The 19069-nt window shown below is 43.8% G+C and carries 16 protein-coding genes; 10 read left to right on the top strand and 6 right to left on the bottom strand.

The genetic code is table 11. From position 1 onward, the window contains the following. Positions 1-86: 86 nt before the first annotated feature. Together IC230_RS25350 and dnaG are read left to right on the top strand one after the other, a co-directional pair. Complete coding sequence (locus tag IC230_RS25350; protein ID WP_191041865.1) at positions 87-1979, top strand: amidophosphoribosyltransferase; 1893 nt, start codon at positions 87-89, stop codon at positions 1977-1979. A 109-nt stretch (positions 1980-2088) separates the two neighbouring features. Continuing rightward, positions 2089-4185, top strand: coding sequence for a DNA primase (dnaG, locus tag IC230_RS25345; RefSeq protein ID WP_191041864.1), 2097 nt, complete (start codon positions 2089-2091; stop codon positions 4183-4185). Between the two features lie 64 nt (positions 4186-4249). Here dnaG and IC230_RS25340 read toward each other — a convergent pair whose 3' ends face one another. Then, positions 4250-4675, bottom strand: a complete 426-nt coding sequence (locus IC230_RS25340; RefSeq protein WP_223860836.1) for a hypothetical protein — start codon at positions 4673-4675, stop codon at positions 4250-4252. A gap of 187 nt (positions 4676-4862) precedes the next feature. On the opposite strand from IC230_RS25340, the gene IC230_RS25335 reads away from it, so the two are divergent. Then, positions 4863-5558, top strand: a complete 696-nt coding sequence (locus tag IC230_RS25335; RefSeq protein WP_191041863.1) for a LuxR C-terminal-related transcriptional regulator — start codon at positions 4863-4865, stop codon at positions 5556-5558. Positions 5559-5565: 7 nt separating this feature from the next. Here the strand turns inward: IC230_RS25335 and IC230_RS25330 are convergent, their stop codons facing one another. Beyond that, on the bottom strand, positions 5566-6579 hold the full coding sequence (locus IC230_RS25330) for a LytTR family DNA-binding domain-containing protein (protein ID WP_191041862.1): 1014 nt from the start codon (positions 6577-6579) through the stop codon (positions 5566-5568). A 173-nt stretch (positions 6580-6752) separates the two neighbouring features. Between IC230_RS25330 and IC230_RS25325 the strand changes: the two genes are divergently transcribed. Together IC230_RS25325 and IC230_RS25320 are read left to right on the top strand one after the other, a co-directional pair. Next, a complete protein-coding gene (locus tag IC230_RS25325) occupies positions 6753-6923 on the top strand; it encodes a hypothetical protein (protein ID WP_191041861.1) in 171 nt (56 codons plus the stop codon). 14 nt (positions 6924-6937) lie between these two features. Next, entirely contained in the window at positions 6938-8050 is a 1113-nt protein-coding gene (locus IC230_RS25320; RefSeq protein WP_191041860.1) for a lysophospholipid acyltransferase family protein, read from the top strand. A 102-nt stretch (positions 8051-8152) separates the two neighbouring features. Here IC230_RS25320 and IC230_RS25315 read toward each other — a convergent pair whose 3' ends face one another. The 3 genes from IC230_RS25315 to IC230_RS25305 all read right to left on the bottom strand — a co-directional run bounded on the left by IC230_RS25315 (position 8153) and on the right by IC230_RS25305 (position 11326). After that, positions 8153-9715: an Rne/Rng family ribonuclease gene (locus IC230_RS25315; RefSeq protein ID WP_191041859.1), complete on the bottom strand. Its 1563-nt coding sequence runs from the start codon at positions 9713-9715 to the stop codon at positions 8153-8155. 382 nt (positions 9716-10097) lie between these two features. Beyond that, positions 10098-10946, bottom strand: a complete 849-nt coding sequence (locus IC230_RS25310) for a tetratricopeptide repeat protein (RefSeq protein ID WP_191041858.1) — start codon at positions 10944-10946, stop codon at positions 10098-10100. Positions 10947-11023: 77 nt separating this feature from the next. Then, positions 11024-11326: an HU family DNA-binding protein gene (locus IC230_RS25305; protein WP_046577075.1), complete on the bottom strand. Its 303-nt coding sequence runs from the start codon at positions 11324-11326 to the stop codon at positions 11024-11026. A 140-nt stretch (positions 11327-11466) separates the two neighbouring features. Between IC230_RS25305 and mutY the strand changes: the two genes are divergently transcribed. From mutY to gldE, 3 genes are all read left to right on the top strand, one after another. Beyond that, positions 11467-12555 carry an A/G-specific adenine glycosylase gene (gene mutY / locus IC230_RS25300; RefSeq protein ID WP_191041857.1) on the top strand — a complete coding sequence of 363 codons (1089 nt, stop codon included), beginning with the start codon at positions 11467-11469 and terminating at the stop codon, positions 12553-12555. A gap of 73 nt (positions 12556-12628) precedes the next feature. After that, positions 12629-13174 (top strand): single-stranded DNA-binding protein, encoded by a 546-nt coding sequence (locus tag IC230_RS25295; RefSeq protein WP_191041856.1) that lies wholly within the window; start codon positions 12629-12631, stop codon positions 13172-13174. Positions 13175-13210: 36 nt separating this feature from the next. Continuing rightward, a complete protein-coding gene (gldE, locus tag IC230_RS25290) occupies positions 13211-14551 on the top strand; it encodes a gliding motility-associated protein GldE (RefSeq protein ID WP_191041855.1) in 1341 nt (446 codons plus the stop codon). Positions 14552-14586: 35 nt separating this feature from the next. On the opposite strand, the gene IC230_RS25285 is transcribed toward gldE, so the two are convergent. Continuing rightward, positions 14587-16512 carry a T9SS type A sorting domain-containing protein gene (locus IC230_RS25285; RefSeq protein ID WP_191041854.1) on the bottom strand — a complete coding sequence of 642 codons (1926 nt, stop codon included), beginning with the start codon at positions 16510-16512 and terminating at the stop codon, positions 14587-14589. Between the two features lie 785 nt (positions 16513-17297). Between IC230_RS25285 and IC230_RS25280 the strand changes: the two genes are divergently transcribed. Both IC230_RS25280 and IC230_RS25275 read left to right on the top strand, forming a co-directional pair. Further along, positions 17298-17720, top strand: a complete 423-nt coding sequence (locus tag IC230_RS25280; protein WP_191041853.1) for a response regulator transcription factor — start codon at positions 17298-17300, stop codon at positions 17718-17720. Between the two features lie 147 nt (positions 17721-17867). Next, positions 17868-19043 carry a sugar transferase gene (locus IC230_RS25275; RefSeq protein ID WP_191041852.1) on the top strand — a complete coding sequence of 392 codons (1176 nt, stop codon included), beginning with the start codon at positions 17868-17870 and terminating at the stop codon, positions 19041-19043. Positions 19044-19069: the final 26 nt, after the last annotated feature.

Here is a 19069-nt window from a genome sequence, read left to right as displayed (position 1 = left end):
TCCGCCGAACCATTGCCGACGGGGAGCCGTTACTTCGATAATACTTCATTACTGACTACAACCAACGCGATTCGACCAACTCTCTCATGAGCGACGCCATCAAACATGAGTGCGGCATTGCCTTAATCCGGCTCCGCAAACCGTATCAATATTATATCGATAAATACGGTACGGCTCTCTACGGAGCTAATAAACTTTACCTGCTGATGGAAAAGCAGGTTAACCGCGGCCAGGACGGGGCCGGAATTGCCAACATCAAACTCGACGTACCAGCTGGACATCGTTATATTAGTCGCTACCGCTCGGTCGATCAGCGGCCTGTAACGGATATCTTCGAAAAGGTCAATAAGAAGTTCCGGAAGGCACTAAAGGGAAATAAAGATAAAGCTAAAGATGCCCTCTGGCTCCAGCAGAACGTAGCGTTTACGGGCGAAGTCTGGATGGGACACCTTCGCTACGGTACCCACGGCTCGAACGAAATTGAAAACTGCCATCCCATGCTTCGGCAAAGCAACTGGCGGAGCCGAAATCTGGTTGTAGCGGGAAATTTCAACATGACCAACGTTGAAGAACTGTTCGGTAAACTCGTATCGTTGGGACAGCATCCAAAAGATAAGGTCGATACCGTAACGGTAATGGAAAAAATCGGCCACTTTCTGGACGAAGAAAACCAGCGGGTCTTCGAGCGATTTAAGGGCATATACGAAAATCCCGATTTGTCAGATATTATCGAAGATAATCTCGACATGCAGCGGGTTCTTCATCGTTCCTGCCGTGATTTTGATGGCGGTTACGCCATGGTTGGGATGACCGGATACGGTGCTGCTTTCGTTGCGCGTGATCCGGCTGGAATCCGCCCAGCTTATTACTATGCCGACGACGAAGTGGTAGTGGTTGCTTCCGAAAAACCGGCGATCAAAACGGCCTTTAACGTCGATTACAGCGCTATTCAGGAAGTAAAACCTGGCCACGCGCTCATCATTGATAAATACGGCGAGTACGCAGAGCAACAATTCGTTAAGCCTATTGAGAAGAAATCCTGTAGTTTCGAGCGGATTTACTTTTCACGGGCTACGGATCCCGATATTTACAACGAACGGAAAATGCTCGGGAAGCTGCTGATTCCGCAGATTCTTAAAGAAATTGATTACGATCTTGAGAATACGGTTTTTTCCTATATTCCGAATACAGCTGAAACCGCCTTTTTTGGCATGGTCGAGGGGTTAGAAGACTATTTGGCCAAACAGCGCAAGAAGGCGATTATGGAAGGTATTCTGTTCGAAGAAGAGCTGGACCGAGTGCTTTCGTTCCGCCCACGAATCGAAAAGCTAGTATCCAAAGACGTAAAATTGCGCACGTTCATCACCGACGATACCCAGCGTGACGATATGGTCTCGCATGTGTATGATACTACGTTCGAGGTTATTAAGAAAGGAAAAGACAACGTAGTGGTAGTCGACGATTCCATTGTACGTGGCACTACGCTGGAAAAGAGCATTTTGCGAATGCTTGATCGATTAGGACCAAAAAAAATCATTATTGTTTCATCAGCTCCGCAAATCAGATTTCCTGATTGTTACGGCATCGATATGTCGAAGTTCAAGGAGTTTATTGGATTCCGGGCTGCACTGGAACTGCTTCGTGAACGCGGTCAGGAAGATTTGCTCGATGAAATTTACGCGTTGTGCGTGGCGGCTATTGAATCGGGCAATGCTTCTCAGGAGAACTACGTCAAAGCCCTATTTGACCCCTTTACGCACGAAGAATTATCCAAAAAAGTAGCTCAGATTGTTACGCCCGATGACTTAAACGCACAAGTAGCGGTCGTATATCAAACCGTCGAGAATTTACATAAAGCTTGCCCTAACCACACTGGCGACTGGTATTTTACCGGTAATTATCCGACTCCTGGTGGTAATAACGTTGTGAACAAAGCCTTCGTGAATTTTATGGAGGGAAAATTAGTAAGAGCCTATTAAAATAAGAATTTAAGTAAAAAGAAAAAAAGGAGAAAGGAAGTATTAAACTCCTTTCTCCTTTTTTTCTTTTTACTTAAATTGGTAACAACAAGGTTATAATAATTTAGCAATGCGTATTCCCGAAGAAACCGTTGAACGAATTCGTCAGTCCGTCGATATTCTGGAGGTGATCAACGATTTTGTATCGCTCAAGAAGCGAGGAAGCAACTATATTGCCTGCTGCCCCTTTCACAACGAAAAAACGCCCTCGTTTAACGTTAATCCCGTTCGTCAGATCTATAAGTGTTTTGGATGCGGGAAAGCAGGTGATGCCGTTCGGTTTGTGATGGATATTGAAAACATTGGTTATGGTGAAGCACTACGTTACTTAGCTAAAAAGTACGGCGTTGAGATTGAAGAGCAGGAACAAACGCCAGAAGATCTACTACGTCAGAATGAACGGGAGAGCCTGCTAATCGTTCTGAACTTCGCCAAAACATTTTTTCAGGAAACATTACTCACAACCGATGAAGGCAAAAGCATTGGACTGAGTTATTTTCGGGAACGTGGATTCACAAATCCAACTATCGAAGCATTTGAACTGGGCTATACACTTGATCAATGGGATGCGCTTCTACAAGAAGGATTGCGTCGGGGTTACAATCGCGATTTACTCGAAAAAGCCGGCCTGATCCTGATTAAAGAGGCAGAAGCCGGAGGTAAGCAAAAAGTATTCGACCGGTTCCGGGGGCGTGTCATGTTTCCCATCCATAACGTATCAGGGCGGGTGATCGCTTTTGGTGCACGGATACTGAAGCTTGATAAGAACCAGCCTAAATACCTAAACTCTCCCGAGACATCAGTTTATCATAAAAGTCAGGTCCTTTACGGGATATTCCAGGCAAAACAGGCTATTCGGCAGGAAGACGTTTGTTACCTGACCGAAGGGTACACGGATGTGATTTCCTTACATCAGGCTGGAATTAAGAACGTAGTGGCCTCATCGGGTACATCGCTGACGACTGAACAAATTCGCCTGATTGCTCGCTTTACACCTAACGTAACGATTCTTTACGATGGAGATGCCGCTGGTATCAAAGCCGCTCTGCGTGGTTTAGATATGGTGTTGGAGGAGGGTTTGAACCTAAGACTTCTTCTGCTGCCAAATGGTGAAGATCCGGACAGTTATGTTCATAAAGTTGGCGCTGATGCCTTTAAGGAATACATCCGTAAAAACTCGCAGGATTTTATTGACTTCAAGGCTAGTCAATGGTTGAATGAAGCTGGCGACAATCCACTCAAACGGGCTGAAGGCATTTCTGACGTATGTGCTAGTATCACAAGAATTCCTGACCTCCTTAAGCGACAAACGCTCTCACAACGCGTAGCGCAGGTTTTTCATGTCAGTGAGCAATCGGTTATATCGGAAATAAATCGCTTGCTTAGAAAGCAACAGGATCAGCATAAGAAAGATTCGGAGCGACAACAGCGGTCCACTGATCTGGGACAACGGCAGTCGGCACCAGTAACTATCACGCCAACGCCAGATGAGCCATCGCTAGAGGATATAAATGCTCTTCTAGAGGGCCTAAACATGAGTGCTGACGGATTTGAACCAAGTGTAAGTTCAACAACACCGCCAGCTGTTCAGGATACGTCTACAAAGCTTGTTAGAACCCCTATATCGTATCAGGAAGAAGAATGTGTTCGTCTACTCATGAACTATGGCGCAAGAGAACTGGAGCCAGGTATTACGCTTTGTCAGTACGTATTGAGCGAGTTGCACGAAATTGAGTTCCAGACACAACCCTATAATCTAATTCTGACCATCTTTCGAGAAGCGTATAGTCGTGGCGATATCCTAACCGCCAGTGATTTCCTGAATAGCAAGTCTGGTACTTCGGAACACGCCAATGATATTGATATTCAGAATCAAGCTATTCACTTAACTACCCCCCGTTATGAAATCAGTGGCGGCTGGTTAAAGCATGAAATCTTCGTGCCATCGGAAGAGGAGGTGAGTATTTTGGCTGATGCAGCTTATCGAAACATATTACGGATCAAAAAAATGATGGCTGAACAGCGGATGACAACGTTACAGCAATTACTGCGTGAATCAGCTAATAAATCTCCTGAAGAAGCCGATCAGCTATTGACGGAATTTATGCATTTCAAACGGATAGATATTGAAATTTCAAGCCTGCTGGGTACAGTCATTTCCGGTTGAGCGTTACAAAAAAACCCCAACCATATGGTTGGGGCCTACCTTTATCATTAGGGGAGGGTGAACACTACGCTTGAGCAACCGTTGTGATGCTAATCAGCTCAGCATCGATTTTCCGATTCAACTCATCCAATAGACAAGCATGGGAATGAAGTTGACCGGGTTTAGAAGGTTGTGCTGAACGTTCTGGCCGCTGACCAGACATATCCAGCAAAAGAGTCATGAGTACGTCGGTTGAATATTGACGCAACTCAAGGAGACGACGCAACTGAGTACGATTTGTTGTAGAGTGACGGCGGGCAGTTTTCTGTAAAGAAGTTATCGCTTTATCGAGTTTGGCATAGCGATAATGAAATGCTTCAGTCGCCTTTGCCCACTTCATAATCAGACTTTGTACTTCTTCGGTCGATACATCGTAACCGGATAGTGCTGTTGATTTTTCCTGATTCATCACCCTACGATCAAATACTTGTTTTTGCGATTGAATGATCAAAATAGGCTCAGCTTAAAATCGAAAACAAACCGTTTTGCGTGAAATCACCATTTTCCCGGACGAAATCACCCATAAAGTTTTACCTATTTGAGTGATTTCGTCCGGGAAAATGGTGATTTCATCCTTAAAGTATTACTTAAGCAGTATTGTCGATATTAATTTTAACTCTTAATACGCTTTATAGATCATGAACCAATCCCATAACAATGAGGAGCTCACCAAAAAATTTGCGATCCGACGTCGTGATTTTTCTATTCTCGTTGCTCAATCAGAACTTTTCAACTGTGAAGTATTAAGCCAGTTGTTAAAAGAGCAAGGTTACAATGTTGTAGGTCGTGCCGTGGAAATGGAGGATACGCTCCAGCAGATTAGAGTGAAACGCCCAAAGTGTGTGATTTTGGAATCTGAAATTTCAGGCCAGCGAAGTTTCGAAATTGTTCAGCAGATGCAGGAATCGAATCAGCAGACGAAGTTTATTCTGTATACCCGCAATCCTGACATGCGAATGGTGGTGAGTGCTATGCAGACTGGATTCTTTGGATTCCTTTATGCTACCGATGGACTTGACGAATTGTATCGTTGCTTCCAAACCGTTAGTAACGGAGGCTGTTACTACAGCGATGGTTTTATGAAACTGCTCAAAAATTTTGGTGTAGATGTCATTTCAGATACTACCCGGGATGAGCTGAGCCGATTAACTGATCGTGAACGGGAGGTTTTACGAATGATTGCCAATGGGCACACTGCCAGTGATATTGCTGACCAATTGAGTATCAGCTACCGAACAGCAGTAAACCATAAGGTTCACATAGCTAAAAAATTACGGTTAGAAAGCTGCCGACACCTACCTCGCTACGGCATTTCAGTAAAGAACTATATATGATAAATAGCTACAGGAGAGCAGTATTGGCATGTTCTGGCGTATCGATATAACGTCCTTGTAGCCATTCCCGGAACTCTTGCATTCGAGCTCGGGGAACCACAATGTTGTATTGATCGGGCGTATTAAGTCGAACTATGTATTTCCCGTTTTCCCAATAGGCGTAGTTTAAAACAGCCTGGCGGTTTACAATATAGTCGCGTTTAATACGGAAAAATTGAGTTGGGTCAAGTTCGGCCTCAAGCTCGTTTAATGTTTTGCTGACCAAGTAACGTCCTTTGACTAATTCGGCATAATAGAAGCGATCTTCTATTGTGAAATAATAAGCATCGTTAACAGGAAAGTCTAATTCGCCTAAAGCATTCTTACCTTTCAAATAGGTTAAGTAAGGGGAGGGTGTTGTAGGGGCAGGTTTCGGTGTAAACGTTGCGTATAGGGCCAATGCTTCCTGAGAAGCTCTCGCTGCTTCGGCTTCAGCGAGTTCCTGAGCCTCCCTACGTTGTTTTAAGTAATCTGAAAGAAGTGAAATGTTAAGTGCGATGTAACCAATTAGGAGAACTGGTAAAAAATAAATGAAGTACATCGACCAGGTAAGTGTACCAAAGATGTATTCCTTCTTGTAAACGTCTAACGAATAGTTAGGAAATTTTTCCAATAAGAAACGAATCGTCTGAGTAATAGGGTCGAAGAGCCAGAATGCAAAAACTAACACAGGTAAGAATCGCAATTCGTATCTGCCAATAGAGCGCCAATTATACGTAACAACTTCTATTTTAAACCATTCATGCCAACGATTAATAAGAAATATAATGATGAATAGAGTACAAAATTCTGGAATCAGCATCGCTCGGATTACGTAAGAGGCATAATTCAGCAACCCACCCTGTTGATTCAGATCAGTTAATTTAATTTGAAACCCAATTGACCAGGAAACGGCTTCAATAAATAGGTAAATGCTCAGCAGTATAATCAAGCTGTTCACTGGCCTCCGTAGAAACTCCCTGGTAAGACGAATTTCCTTCATACTCTACTCCTTAATCAAATTAGCAACTAAGATAGTGGTAATATTTAACTAATTCCAACAGGTAATCGTGACTTTTTAGCCATTGAGGCCCTTTAGCAGGGCTCGTAGCTTTGTATCTACTAAACGGCAGGTAAAACGCCATTAATTAAGCTACTAAAATCAATCTAAAAATCATGGAAAAGCAATTCGCTCTCAAACCCGCTACAGCATTAAAAAAAGTTAAAGCATTAGCTGCAAAACATGAGTTATCGACTAAACTAAATTTTTCGATACTTTTAATGTGCTGCGATAATGGACCTATTGTTGATCGTGATCCTCAGGCAACTGCTGTATTTTCACTCTGATTTTTACATGCGCTATGCTAACCACACGACAACTGTATAGACAGGAGTTGGCTCGCTGTCGCCAGCATTTTGATCGGGTAGATTTACAGAGAGAACGGGGTTATCTCATGAAATTTACTACTTTCTCTGCTAATATTGAGAATCTGATGCCTTCAATTCCCCGTCAGCAGCATGAATCGCTGTTTCAGGAGTTACTACTGCAACAGATTTTTACAAAATTTGATCAGCAGTGTCTGACAGCTGGTGATTTAGTTAAATTACGTGGGGAGTATAGTGCTTTAAAAGGCAATAAGCCAAATATATATTGTACATATCATCTGGGATCGTATCGCTTATTGACAAGCGTACTCTTCCGGCAAGGGGTGGATTGCGTACTGCTGGTTGGCAGTAACATGAACCAGGTTCAGGGAGATGGTATGATTGAACATATCGAAGGGTTACGTCAAAAACATGGCTTAACAAACGTATTCCGTGTAGTTGAAACGGGAAGCCCCTCCGCTGGCCTAACGATTCTCCGCGAATTAAAAGCGGGCCGGTCTCTAATTGTGTATGTAGACGGCAGCCCTGAAACAGCGCCTGAACCCGGTGAAGAGCAACAATTTTTGTCAGTACGTTTTGGTAAAAGACGTGTGTTAACACGAAAAGGCGTTGGTTATTTGTCGCATGCGGCTGGTATTCCAATTGTACCGGTGGTAAGCTACCGACAGCCTGATCTGACAAACGTATTGCATTTTTTTAAGCCAATTCGGCCAATTATCCAGAGTGATCGGGATATGTATTGCCGGGAGGTTATGCAGCAGCTTTATGATGCGTTCTGGCCATATTTGGTTAAGTATCCAGAACAGTGGGAGGGGTGGAACTACATTCATTCTTTTTTAGAGCCTGAACTATCAAGAAATGATTTCTTTTCTCATTCTCTCCGTCGGCCTATTTTTAATGAACAACGTTACACGCTATGTGACCTAGAGCAAGCACCTATTCTGTTCGACCGGAGACTTTATCAAACGTATGAAATAACAGAGGATTTGCGTGATCTTCTCTTGAATCTTAACTCGGTTGACTCAGTTGAAGATATTGTTGGAAAGGAAATATTCTCCGAATTGGTAGAAATGGAAGTACTCCATTAGCTAACAGCATCAGGTGGTTTATATATAAGCAGACAGTCCATATCAAGGCCTTGATATGGACTGTCTGCTTGCAAACGGATATAGTAAAATTTTACTATAAACCTATGAGTTATTACTAACTTCTATTTCTTCGCCGGAAAGATGGAAAAACTTAAAGTTAACCATTCCTAAAGAACTATCTTTAACAAGTTTAACCCAAGTTTTATATTTTACGTACCACTGCATCTGCTTCGAATAAATCCCCTTCGTATAGTAGGCATATAGGAATGGATTCATGGCTATTGAAATACCTCGCTCATTTTGCTTAGTCAATATGTAGTCGAGGTTGTTCTCAATTACATCTGTTACCAAAACGCTGGCCTGAATTGTTCCACTGCCCCCACAGGTTGGACATACTTCCCGGGTGACTATATTCATTTCAGGCCTTACTCGCTGGCGAGTAATCTGCATAAGACCAAATTTTGTCAACGGCAGTATCGTAAATTTTGAGCGTTCAGGCTTCATTTCATCGCGCATAATATCTTGCAGAAGTTTTTTGTTCTCTGCTTTTTTCATGTCAATGAAATCAACCACAATGATACCGCCCATATCACGCAGTCGAAGTTGGCGAGCAATTTCTTTGGCCGCTTCCCGATTTACGCTAATGGCTGTAGCTTCCTGATCCTCTTCAGAATTTGACTTATTGCCGCTGTTGACATCGATAACATGCAGCGCTTCAGTATGCTCAATGATCAAATAGCCTCCACCCGGTAAACTTACTGACCGGCCGAACAACGATTTGAGCTGTTTTTCTAAACCTAATGCCTCAAAAACCTTTATTTTACCCGAATAGAGCTTAACAATCTTTTCTTTTTCCGGTGCGATTGTATGAATGAAATCACGAATCTCCTCGAATGATTCCTTTGTATCGACTGTGATACTCTCGAATGACTCATTCAACATATCACGCAGAATCGACGAAGCCCGGTTCATCTCTCCCAATATACGATCACGAGGTTTGGCTTCTGAAAGATTTTTTATTGCCTGATCCCATTTAGCAAGTGAATTCTGCAAATCGCGATCAAGCTCTTCAACATCTTTATCTTGTGCTACAGTGCGCACGATAACACCGAAATTATGCGGTTTCAAAGACGACATCAACCGCATCAAGCGCGACCGTTCGGCACGGTCAGTAATTTTTTTAGAAAGGTTTACGCCATCCGAAAATGGCACGAGAACTAAATAGCGACCCGCAATAGAGATGTCGCAGGAAAGGCGTGGACCTTTGGTGGAGATGGGTTCTTTTACCACCTGAACCAAAATTGGAGCGTTTTTCGTCAGAACCTTATCGATCTTTCCAATTTTTTCGATAACAGGCTCCAATTGCATATCACTAAGTCGTCCGGTTGTGACGCGCTTGGCAATTACGTCTTTAACAAGCTTATTGAGCGAATTGATATTCGGTCCTAAGTCTTGATAGTGCAAAAAACCGTCTTTCTCGTGGCCTACATCTACAAAAGCAGCATTAAGACCTGATGAAAGCTTTTTGACTGTTCCTAAGTAAAGATCGCCAACTGTAAAGCTGCTGTCTAACTCTTCTTCGTGATACTCCAGCAATCTCTTGTTTTGCAAGAGCGCAATCCGATCACCTTTCTGAGTCGAACTGATAACTAATTCATTACTCACAAGATGAATATACGGTTAAGAATGGCTATATAAAAAGAAAAAAGCCACGTTCGGGCTTTACAGACCGGCACGGGGCTTACGAAACGAGTAGACAGTGAGCAGTTAACAGTTGGCAGTTATTAGCGCAAAGTGATAACTGCCAACTGCCCACTGCTTACTATTTCTTCTTGTGCCGGTTTTTTCTGAGCCGTTTCTTCCGTTTGTGCGTGGCAATTTTGTGCCGTTTCCGTTTTTTACCGCAGGGCATGTTGCAATACAGTTTAATAGTTAAAATATATGTCGGCTGACCAACCGGTCAAAGCCCTTAAATCAATGTATAATGAAAACGAATAATGACCTGTTCGGTAAAGACCGCTGTGATACACTATTCATTGTACATTCATCATTTTAATCGCTCTTCATACTCGCGAACAGCGGCCAGAATCTGCGGGTCTTTTTCCTGCTTTTTCACCTGGGCGAGCACTTGCTTCGCTTCAGCTTTTTGACCCGCTTCTGCCAGACTTACCCCCAAATAAAATTGTGCTTTTCGACTTGCTGGATTATTGACCAGAATTTGTCGAAATCGCTCAATAGCCCGCTCATACTGATTTGACCGCATGGATAGCAAGCCTAAATTGAACAAAGCCAACTCATTTGTTGGATCCTGGTGTAACACCTCCCGCAACATCATAATTCCCTGCATTGGCGTATCAGTATTGACATAAGTCATTGCCATGTTGGCTTTAGCCGAAAGCAAATTAGGGTTTTTAGCAAGAGCCTGTTGATAAAACTCGCGCGTTTTCTGACCGAGCGAAGCCGTTTTCTTATCATCGACGGCAAAGGTATAGGCTTCGAAATACTGATCACCTGCACGTAACAGATGCTGCTCTGTTGGTTGAGCTATTGCCAATACCTCTGCATAATGAGCCGCACTATCGTAGCGATTGATGGTACGGAAAAGCGTGATCAACTTCTGGCCAACAGCTTCTCGCTGAGACGAATTAGCGGAGGCTAGTTCAGTCTTTAGGAGTGCTACCTGTTTTTGCTGATCCACCGACAATGGTTTCTCATGCATAGCTGGCGTATCTGCTTCTGCTACGTTGCCATGAGGGGAGTCAGTAGGCCCAGGCGTTTGTGTAGTACGTCCTTCGAGTTGTTTGGTTTCATTCCGCACCACTCCTTTAGGAAGGGTATATAACCCTGCCGTTAGGGCCGCCGCCAGAATAATCACAAACAGCACAGATTTTTTCATAGAAAAGGATCGTCACAATACAAACGCCTGGGCCACGCTACTAAACCCATACATAGCCATTTTAGAGGCAATTACGTTTACTCAGCTGTTACTTTGGCTTTGTCGCTGGTTTTCACTTGTTCAACAAAAACCTTAGCGGGCTTGAAGCTTGGAATGAAGTGCTCGTCGATCACCATTGCCGTGTTTTTCGAGATATTCCGGGCTACTTTCTTGGCTCTTTTCTTATTAATAAAACTGCCGAACCCTCTCACATAAATGTTCTCTCCCTCGGCCAGCGAGTCCTTAACGACTGAAAAGAAAGTTTCCAGTGTGTTTGTTACTTCTGCCTTATCAATTCCGGTCTTATCGGAGATCTCGGCAATTACGTCTGCTTTTGTCACGACTTCTTAAACTTTAACGTTTCCTGTGTTGTTGAAAATTGGGGCCTCAAAAATGGGAGCACAAAGGTAGGGGTTTCCCATAATATATAAAACTCTGTGCTTCCGTTTTTACTGGTAACGACGTTTTTTTTTGTTTTATTTTGAGTTGGCAATCAGACATTAAGCGTACCGAAACTACGTTCGCTCCCGTCCTTGAGCGATGGTATGAGCATCATAAACGCGATTTGCCCTGGCGTCACACGCGCGATCCATATCGTATCTGGCTATCGGAAGTAATTCTTCAACAAACCCGTGTTGTACAGGGCAAACCCTATTATGAACGCTTTGTTGCTGCTTATCCGACCATAGCCGACATGGCTCGTACGGAAGAACGTGAATTACTTAGGCTCTGGCAAGGACTTGGTTATTATTCCCGAGCCCGAAACCTTCATCAGACTGCTCGTTATGTAACTGATCACCTCGAAGGTAAGTTCCCTGCTACGTATCATGACTTGCTGAAAATGAAGGGCATAGGCACATACACGGCGGCTGCCATTGCTGCTTTTGCTTTTGGCGAGCGTGTACCTGTGGTTGATGGGAACGTGTATCGAGTACTAGCACGCGTGTTTGGTATCGAGGAAGATATTACGACGACAACAGCCAAAAAAACGTTCGCAGCTTTGGCAATGCGCCTGATTCAGGCTGCAAATGACCCTGCTACCTACAATCAGGCTATTATGGAGTTTGGCGCTATTCATTGTACGCCCGTTGCTCCGGATTGTCTGTTATGTCCGCTTCAGCAAGAGTGTGTAGCCTATCAAACGGGACGACAGAATCGCTTGCCTGTTAAAGCCAAGAAAGCGCCTGTACGAGATCGTTACTTTTCCTATCTGGTTTTTCGGAATAATGGAAAAATAGCTTTGCGTGAACGAATGAATCGGGATATTTGGCAAAATCTTCACGATTTTTATCTAATCGAAACCGATGAGCCTAAAGTTGAACTGCGGGATTTGCCATTTTCAGATGCAGTCAATTCTGCTGTAGAGATGGGCGTTCTGGCAGAGCCTCAAATTAGCTTAATGCAGCTCTTATCACACCAACGGATTCGGGCCCAATTTTATCTGATAGACCTCCCGAATCAGGCTATTGGAAGTTTGCCCACTGACTTACAATGGTATGCTTTTGAGGAGATTAACCAGTTACCCAAGCCAGTTTTGATCACAAACTATTTGGCAAAAGCGTTTGGTTAAGCTGTTAAATTTTGGTATCTTTATTCTTCTTAAACACACTTACATTTTCATACGAAACCAATAGAACAAGAGTATGGCAAGTCTTAATAAGATGACAATAATCGGTAACTTGGGTGCCGATCCTGAAGTACGGTATCTGGATGGCGGGGCTGTAGTTGCTACGTTTAATGTCGCTACTACCGAAAAGTTTACCAACCGAAATGGTGAAAAAGTAGAGCAAACAGAGTGGTTTCGGGTTGAGTTGTGGAATGAGCAAGCCAAAGTAGCTGAAAAATATTTGAAGAAAGGAAATTCTGTTTATGTCGAAGGTCGACTTCGGACGGAATTATGGACTGATAAAGAAGGCAAAGAACGGACATCGTTACGTGTTCGTGCTAGTACTATGCAATTATTGGGCAGCCCGAATAGTGATCGGCCAGAGGAGGGATATTATGAAGCCCCGCGTCAGCAGGCTGCTCCTGTGCAACCCGCTTCGCAACCTGCGCCTGTGGAACGACCACGCCAGCAGGCAGCTACAGCCCCTGCGGCTCAGGCTGCCCCCGCGCCAGCTACGCGCCGTCGCGAACCGGAGCCCGTACCTTTTGAGAGCAACAGCGGTGATGACGATTTACCGTTTTAATTCGCATGCTCTATTGTTGAACGAGATTTGATGTACATGGACCCTGGTGATCCTCTTCCTCGACAGGTGCTCCCAGCCGTAGATGGCTGGGGCACCTATTTTGATTTATACGGGCCTTACACGGCTTTAATTCTGTTGCTGTTGACATTAGCCGGTTTGGTATCGGCGTCTGAGGCAGCTTTCTTCACTCTTTCGCCCGACGAACGTGCTTATTGCCGTGATAGTAGTCAAACTGGAGAGCAACGTATCGCTAAACTCCTGGAGCGGCCTAAACGATTGCTGGCCTCGCTGGTTATCTTTAACAACTTATTAAATATTGCCATTGTCGTTATTGTTACGTATCTGACCTGGCAATTATCTCAAACTTCATCTGGGCAAGGCTGGATACTGGCTGGCGTAACGTTAGTTGTAACCGTGGCTATTGTTCTCTTCGGCGAAATAATTCCGAAGGTCTATGCAAGTCAAAACAATTTGGCGGTGGCTCGTAAGACTGCCACACTGGCACAACTTGGGTTAGTTATATTTCGACCGCTGGCCGTTTTATTGGTTAATTTAAGTAATCAGGTAGACCGGCGAATTGAGCGACGGGGTTATAAATTGTCGGTCGAAGAGTTAAGCCAGGCCGTTGAACTGACCGGTTCGAGCGCGACGGTTGAGGAAAAGGAAATTCTAAAAGGTATCGTTAATTTTAGTAATCTAAATGTCCGACAAGTCATGCGAGCACGTCTGGATATATCTGCCGTGACTGATGATTTGCCTTTCAGTGAGCTAATAACTCAGATTAATGCTTCGGGATATTCGCGAGTACCTGTCTATAAGGAGTCACTTGACCAGGTAGAGGGTATTTTATATATCAAAGATTTGCTGCCCCATATTCATGAAGATGACTCATTTCGATGGCAGTCGCTTCTGCGTCCGGTATTTTTTGTCCCTGAGAATAAAAAAGTAGATGGTTTGCTCCAGGATTTTCAGAAACGACGCGTTCATATAGCTATTGTCGTTGATGAATATGGGGGAACGCGAGGTCTGGTAACTCTGGAGGATATTATTGAGGAAATTTTTGGGGAGATCAATGATGAATTCGACGACGAAGCGCCCACAGGTTATCGACGCGAAGATGACCAGACAGTGGTCATTGAAGGCAAGATGCTGCTGACAGACGTATGCCGGGTGCTGAATGTTGACGCTACAACCTTCGAGACGGTGCAGGGAGATAGTGAGTCACTTGGCGGCTTGTTACTCGAATTATTTAGCCGATTGCCTCAGGCTGGTGACCAGACGACCTATGCTGGTTTTATGTTCGAGGTGTTATCAGCTGATGACAAACGGATCAATGAAGTACGTATTAAAAAGGTTGAGCCTGCACCCCAGCTATAAATCACCTTCGGTTCTTTCTCAACTGACTCGTAAGCCTAACGTTGAATTAATACCTGTTTTGTGAAGTACTGATCAGCGTTTTGTAATTGTAATTGATAAGAGCCTGTAGCTAAATCGGAAGCTAGGGGAACTGTTGTGGCTTGATTCGATAAGGTCGTAATACGTTGCTGCCAAATAATCTGACCCTTTAGATTAATCAAGGTTAAATTCCATTGACCGCTGCGGGGTAAACTCAGGGTTACAGACGTACCATCGCTCGGATTTGGATAAATAATGGGCTGTGGTAAAGGCTCATTTGCTGATGCAAGCACGAGTTGACTACTAAACTGAACCCGACCGTCGGGCTGCTCTAACCGGATACGGTAACTCGTTTCAGGGCTATTTTTAATGGGATCTACGAAGGAGTATAAGTGACTAAGTTGATTGTCCGTTATAGCAGTCATCGTGCCAATTGATTGATACGTGCCTATACTGTCCCGACGTTCAATGGTAAATCGACTACCAACGGGTTCCTGTGCGGTTAGCCAGTGAATGAAAGTAGTTGTCTCGCTACGTTCAATCTGAACGTCTCTAAAAGGATTAAGCGGAAGGTTAGGGGATACGATTTTAAAAGGAAGGGATAGAGCTCCGGCCAATAGAGGGTTAGTCGCAATTACCCGTAATTGATAATTTCCCTGACTCAGCGTGTCGGATAAATAGACTCGCACAGAAGAGTTTCCTTTGTCGCGTCCAATTTCAGCCACAAATAGCCCTTTTTCAGTCAATAGCTGGACTGCTACGTCGGGTTTATTTGAGAAACCAACGATTTCGTACGGAACGCTGATTGGTGTTCCCGCTGGAATCTCGGACGGCACTAAGCCAGTCTGTATGAACTGTTGTGGTTGGTGCGGTTGCGAGCCTTTAAAGAACTGGTCATTCAAATTCTTTTTCCAGGCATTGGCAAATGCAGATATACCCTGAGCACCGTTAGGAATGTTTTCAAAGTGACCATGCGCCGGTCGGGGCGATTGAATTGAATCGGTATCAGGCCCTTCCCACACATTATTGTTTAGCGTTTTTGCTAACAAAAGCTGCGCCTGTATGATTTCGGGGCTGGGAGTAGGGCCAGCAGGAGTAATGGACGAACGGGCCACAACCCAAGTCATATTACGACCGAAATCGGTTCGGCTGTTATCAATAAGATACTGGATATCCTGTCGATATGTTTCCGTTGGTGTATGTAAGGGTACAGCATCCGATTCGCCATGATGCCATAAGATCGCTCGAATACCGAATTGGCTGTTATAATATTGTAAGGTATTCCGTAGGTTCGAATAGGGCTGTAAGAATGGCCAGATTGTACTGTTGAAAATATTTTTGGCGGGAATGCCTTTCGCGCTATTACTCCAGTTCTCAGCTACGGTAGCCGGAATCGCTACGTTAAAAAAAGCAACGGGTACGTTATAGCGGTCAGCAATATAGTCGCCTAACTCACCCCAGCACCAGGCTGTTTCACCTGTCGGATAAACCAGACTCGAAGCGGTTAATGTCGAAAATGTTGGCGCCGGAAATGGCTTGTCTGATGATTCGAGGGCGTCGTTTTTATTCCAAAAGCGATTCCAGGCATTGAAGACGACTACCCGTTCAGAAGCTCCTTTGGCTCCCAAATTTGGTAAGCCCATTGCATTCGACTGACCGGCTATAACAAACACTTCACCGATTCCTACTGGTACTGACGCGCTGCTTACCGTTTTATCGTCTCGTATGCCACGTACCTCCAGTCGGAACAAGCCCGAAGGAGCAATTATACTCCCTTTAAAAAGTCCATTTTTCGGCTGATCGTGCAAAATTAACCAGTCGGCATCTATCCGGCTTGTTGTAGATGTGGGCACAAGACGTGTTTCTATGCGATCAACAGGAATGGAAAACGTACCGGCAATATAAAGAGAAGCTGTATTGGCCTGGTTGCGTTGTACAACCATGCGTGGAATTGGATACGTTATTGTTAACTGGGCTAAAACAGACTGGCAAATAAAAAAACAGTAACAAAGAATAAGTAAAGTTTTCCTGGATAGAGGCATGCCTGGAATTAGTAATTAACCAATCCTACAAAAATACGTAATTAATTCAAACAGATGGTGTTATGGAACGTAGTATACTAAGTTTTTTTATAAGCCAGTGCCCGATTCTGTCTTAGATAAATAACATTTGGGAGTAATAAGTTACAACCACACATCAGATCTGCTGGAGGTGTTTCGGGTAGAGTTGCCAGTAGCGTTAGTAAACGTAATATGAACTTAAATCATCAGGTGAAATAGCTATGAGCAGCAAACTAGTATCTTATAAAATAGACATTAAACGGTTATTGGCTATCGCTCCATTAGGTCATAGTACATTAATATAAACAAATTGTCATTATTGAAATATATCGAATGAGGCAAAATGTAAAATTTATTTTTAAATAAATCTTTGGTCGTTACTTATTAAATACTATATATTTACAGTATTACTTTTGGGGTAACATAAAATTTACTAATAATGTAAATCAGTAGGTTTATTATTGGATAATATTAGGAATAATAAACTCGATTAAGAATCGATAAACCATTGGTAACTGACGTATGCACTCATAGAATCGTGCCTATACGCCTGCCGGTCCTGACAGACCATTCATCTGTTAGATAAGGTGAGTTTACTTCCATAATCAACGCTTACGAATATACTTAGACTTCTTAATAACATGGTTTAACCTTTTATCACTCCCTATATGAACTCAACTGGATACAACCTACTAATTGTTGATGAAGATCGTTTTGTTGCCAACATTCTTCGTCAAACTTTACAAAATGACTTCACCCTTACGTCTGTTACCAATGGCATTGAAGCTATAAGCTGGCTTGAGAATGGTAATAAAACAGATTTCATCATCACCGAATTGTCGATGGCTCACCTTGATGGTCGTGAGTTGATTCGCATTCTTCGAAGCAGCAATCTGTTCAACCATATTCCGATTATTGTACTTTCTGAGCTTGAGGATAGTAGTACGCGTATCGAATGTCTGGAATATGGTGCTGATGATTACGTAGCCAAGCCGTTTAATCCTATCGAAGTAAAAGCTAAAGCCAGAGCTATACTACGGCGTGTTCAACTACAAACTCAAGCTGCCTATCAGCCACGCTACGTAAGTTAAAAGGCCAGTAAATAACCCGTCCAATTTGTCAGGTATTGTCAGTAAGATCGCGCTGCTGATGCAGGCAGCTATTTGGCTGTTCCTGATAATACCCGACAAATTTTGACCAAAAACGTCTCAATTGTGCTGTAAACCGATTCTATCCTGATGAAAACGTTACCCCTGAACGAGCTCAGGTTACGGGTTATTTACTTAGAGCCTGACCCCGTCGCCAGAACTAATTTCATTTATGCCTTTGGTCAACAGGTATCCATTAGTTCGTTCAAAAACCTCAATGGCGTAGTAGATTGGTTGATGGCTGGCAATGAGGTCGATCTTGTAATTATGAGCGAGCGGCTGGACTGGCTATCGTTTCTGGAAACCGTTCAGGCTAATGCCCATAAGCTTGCCGTTCAGCTCATTCTTATCAGCCCATTGATCACTTCCGAACTATGTCGGCAAGCGTCACGGGTGGGTGTTGTCGATATATTCCCGACCGACTATATTGAAGAAGACATACGGATGCGATTTGATTATTTAATCCGTAAAAAAGCTTACTACAATTCGCATTCGGTCACGCCTGAAACAACGTGGCTCATTCAGACGCCTATCTGGAAGCGGGCTATTGATTTGGTTGCGTCAGTATCCGCACTCACCATTTTGTCGCCCGTAATGGTTGTTGCTACGGTACTGATTCGGCTGGATTCACCCGGCCCAATCCTGTACAAATCCCGACGTGTAGGAGCTGGGTATCGCATTTTTGAGATGTATAAGTTTCGCAGTATGCGTACCGATGCTGATAAGCTTTTATCGAGTCTGTCAGCCCAGAATATTTACAATACAAAGACAGAAGAAATTGATTATCAGTTTGTTTGCGAGGATTGTCAACGGGCTGGAACAGAATGTAAACAGCGTCTTTTTCTAATGGGGAAACCGCTGTGTGAAAAGCAATACATTCGCTCGAAAAAGAAGGCGGCTTTTACAAAATTTCGTGATGATCCGCGGGTGACGCGGCTAGGGCGTTTTCTACGTAACAGCAGCATCGACGAACTGCCGCAATTGATCAATATTCTGAAGGGTGATATGTCGCTGGTGGGTAATCGACCGCTGCCGCTGTATGAAGCCGAAAAGTTGACCAAAACAGGCTATATCCAGCGATTTGCCGCGCCAGCGGGCTTGACCGGACTTTGGCAGGTGATGAAGCGAGCTAAAGGTCAGCCAGTTATGTCGGATCATGAACGTATTCAGCTCGACATTCAATATGCACGAACGCTATCGCTTAAAACGGATTTAATGATCATGTTTAAAACCTTCGTAGCTATCTGGCAGAAAGAGAATGTATGAGCCGGTACCTGCTTCGCTACGTAAGC

The sequence above is a fragment of the Spirosoma validum genome (assembly GCF_014699035.1).
In the GTDB taxonomy this organism is placed as follows: domain Bacteria; phylum Bacteroidota; class Bacteroidia; order Cytophagales; family Spirosomataceae; genus Spirosoma; species Spirosoma validum.
Note: the sequence above shows the minus strand (reverse complement) of the source record. Positions and strands in the feature narration are given on the sequence as shown.

Bases quoted from the DNA above. Each gene is read 5' to 3' on its own strand.
- IC230_RS25350 (WP_191041865.1), top strand. From the start codon at position 87: ATGAGCGACGCCATCAAACATGAGTGCGGCATTGCCTTAATCCGGCTC.
- dnaG (WP_191041864.1), top strand. From the start codon at position 2,089: ATGCGTATTCCCGAAGAAACCGTTGAACGAATTCGTCAGTCCGTCGAT.
- IC230_RS25335 (WP_191041863.1), top strand. From the start codon at position 4,863: ATGAACCAATCCCATAACAATGAGGAGCTCACCAAAAAATTTGCGATC.
- IC230_RS25330 (WP_191041862.1), bottom strand. From the start codon at position 6,579: ATGAAGGAAATTCGTCTTACCAGGGAGTTTCTACGGAGGCCAGTGAAC.
- IC230_RS25325 (WP_191041861.1), top strand. From the start codon at position 6,753: ATGGAAAAGCAATTCGCTCTCAAACCCGCTACAGCATTAAAAAAAGTT.
- IC230_RS25320 (WP_191041860.1), top strand. From the start codon at position 6,938: ATGCTAACCACACGACAACTGTATAGACAGGAGTTGGCTCGCTGTCGC.
- IC230_RS25310 (WP_191041858.1), bottom strand. From the start codon at position 10,946: ATGAAAAAATCTGTGCTGTTTGTGATTATTCTGGCGGCGGCCCTAACG.
- IC230_RS25295 (WP_191041856.1), top strand. From the start codon at position 12,629: ATGGCAAGTCTTAATAAGATGACAATAATCGGTAACTTGGGTGCCGAT.
- gldE (WP_191041855.1), top strand. From the start codon at position 13,211: ATGGACCCTGGTGATCCTCTTCCTCGACAGGTGCTCCCAGCCGTAGAT.
- IC230_RS25285 (WP_191041854.1), bottom strand. From the start codon at position 16,512: ATGGTTGTACAACGCAACCAGGCCAATACAGCTTCTCTTTATATTGCC.
- IC230_RS25280 (WP_191041853.1), top strand. From the start codon at position 17,298: ATGAACTCAACTGGATACAACCTACTAATTGTTGATGAAGATCGTTTT.
- IC230_RS25275 (WP_191041852.1), top strand. From the start codon at position 17,868: ATGAAAACGTTACCCCTGAACGAGCTCAGGTTACGGGTTATTTACTTA.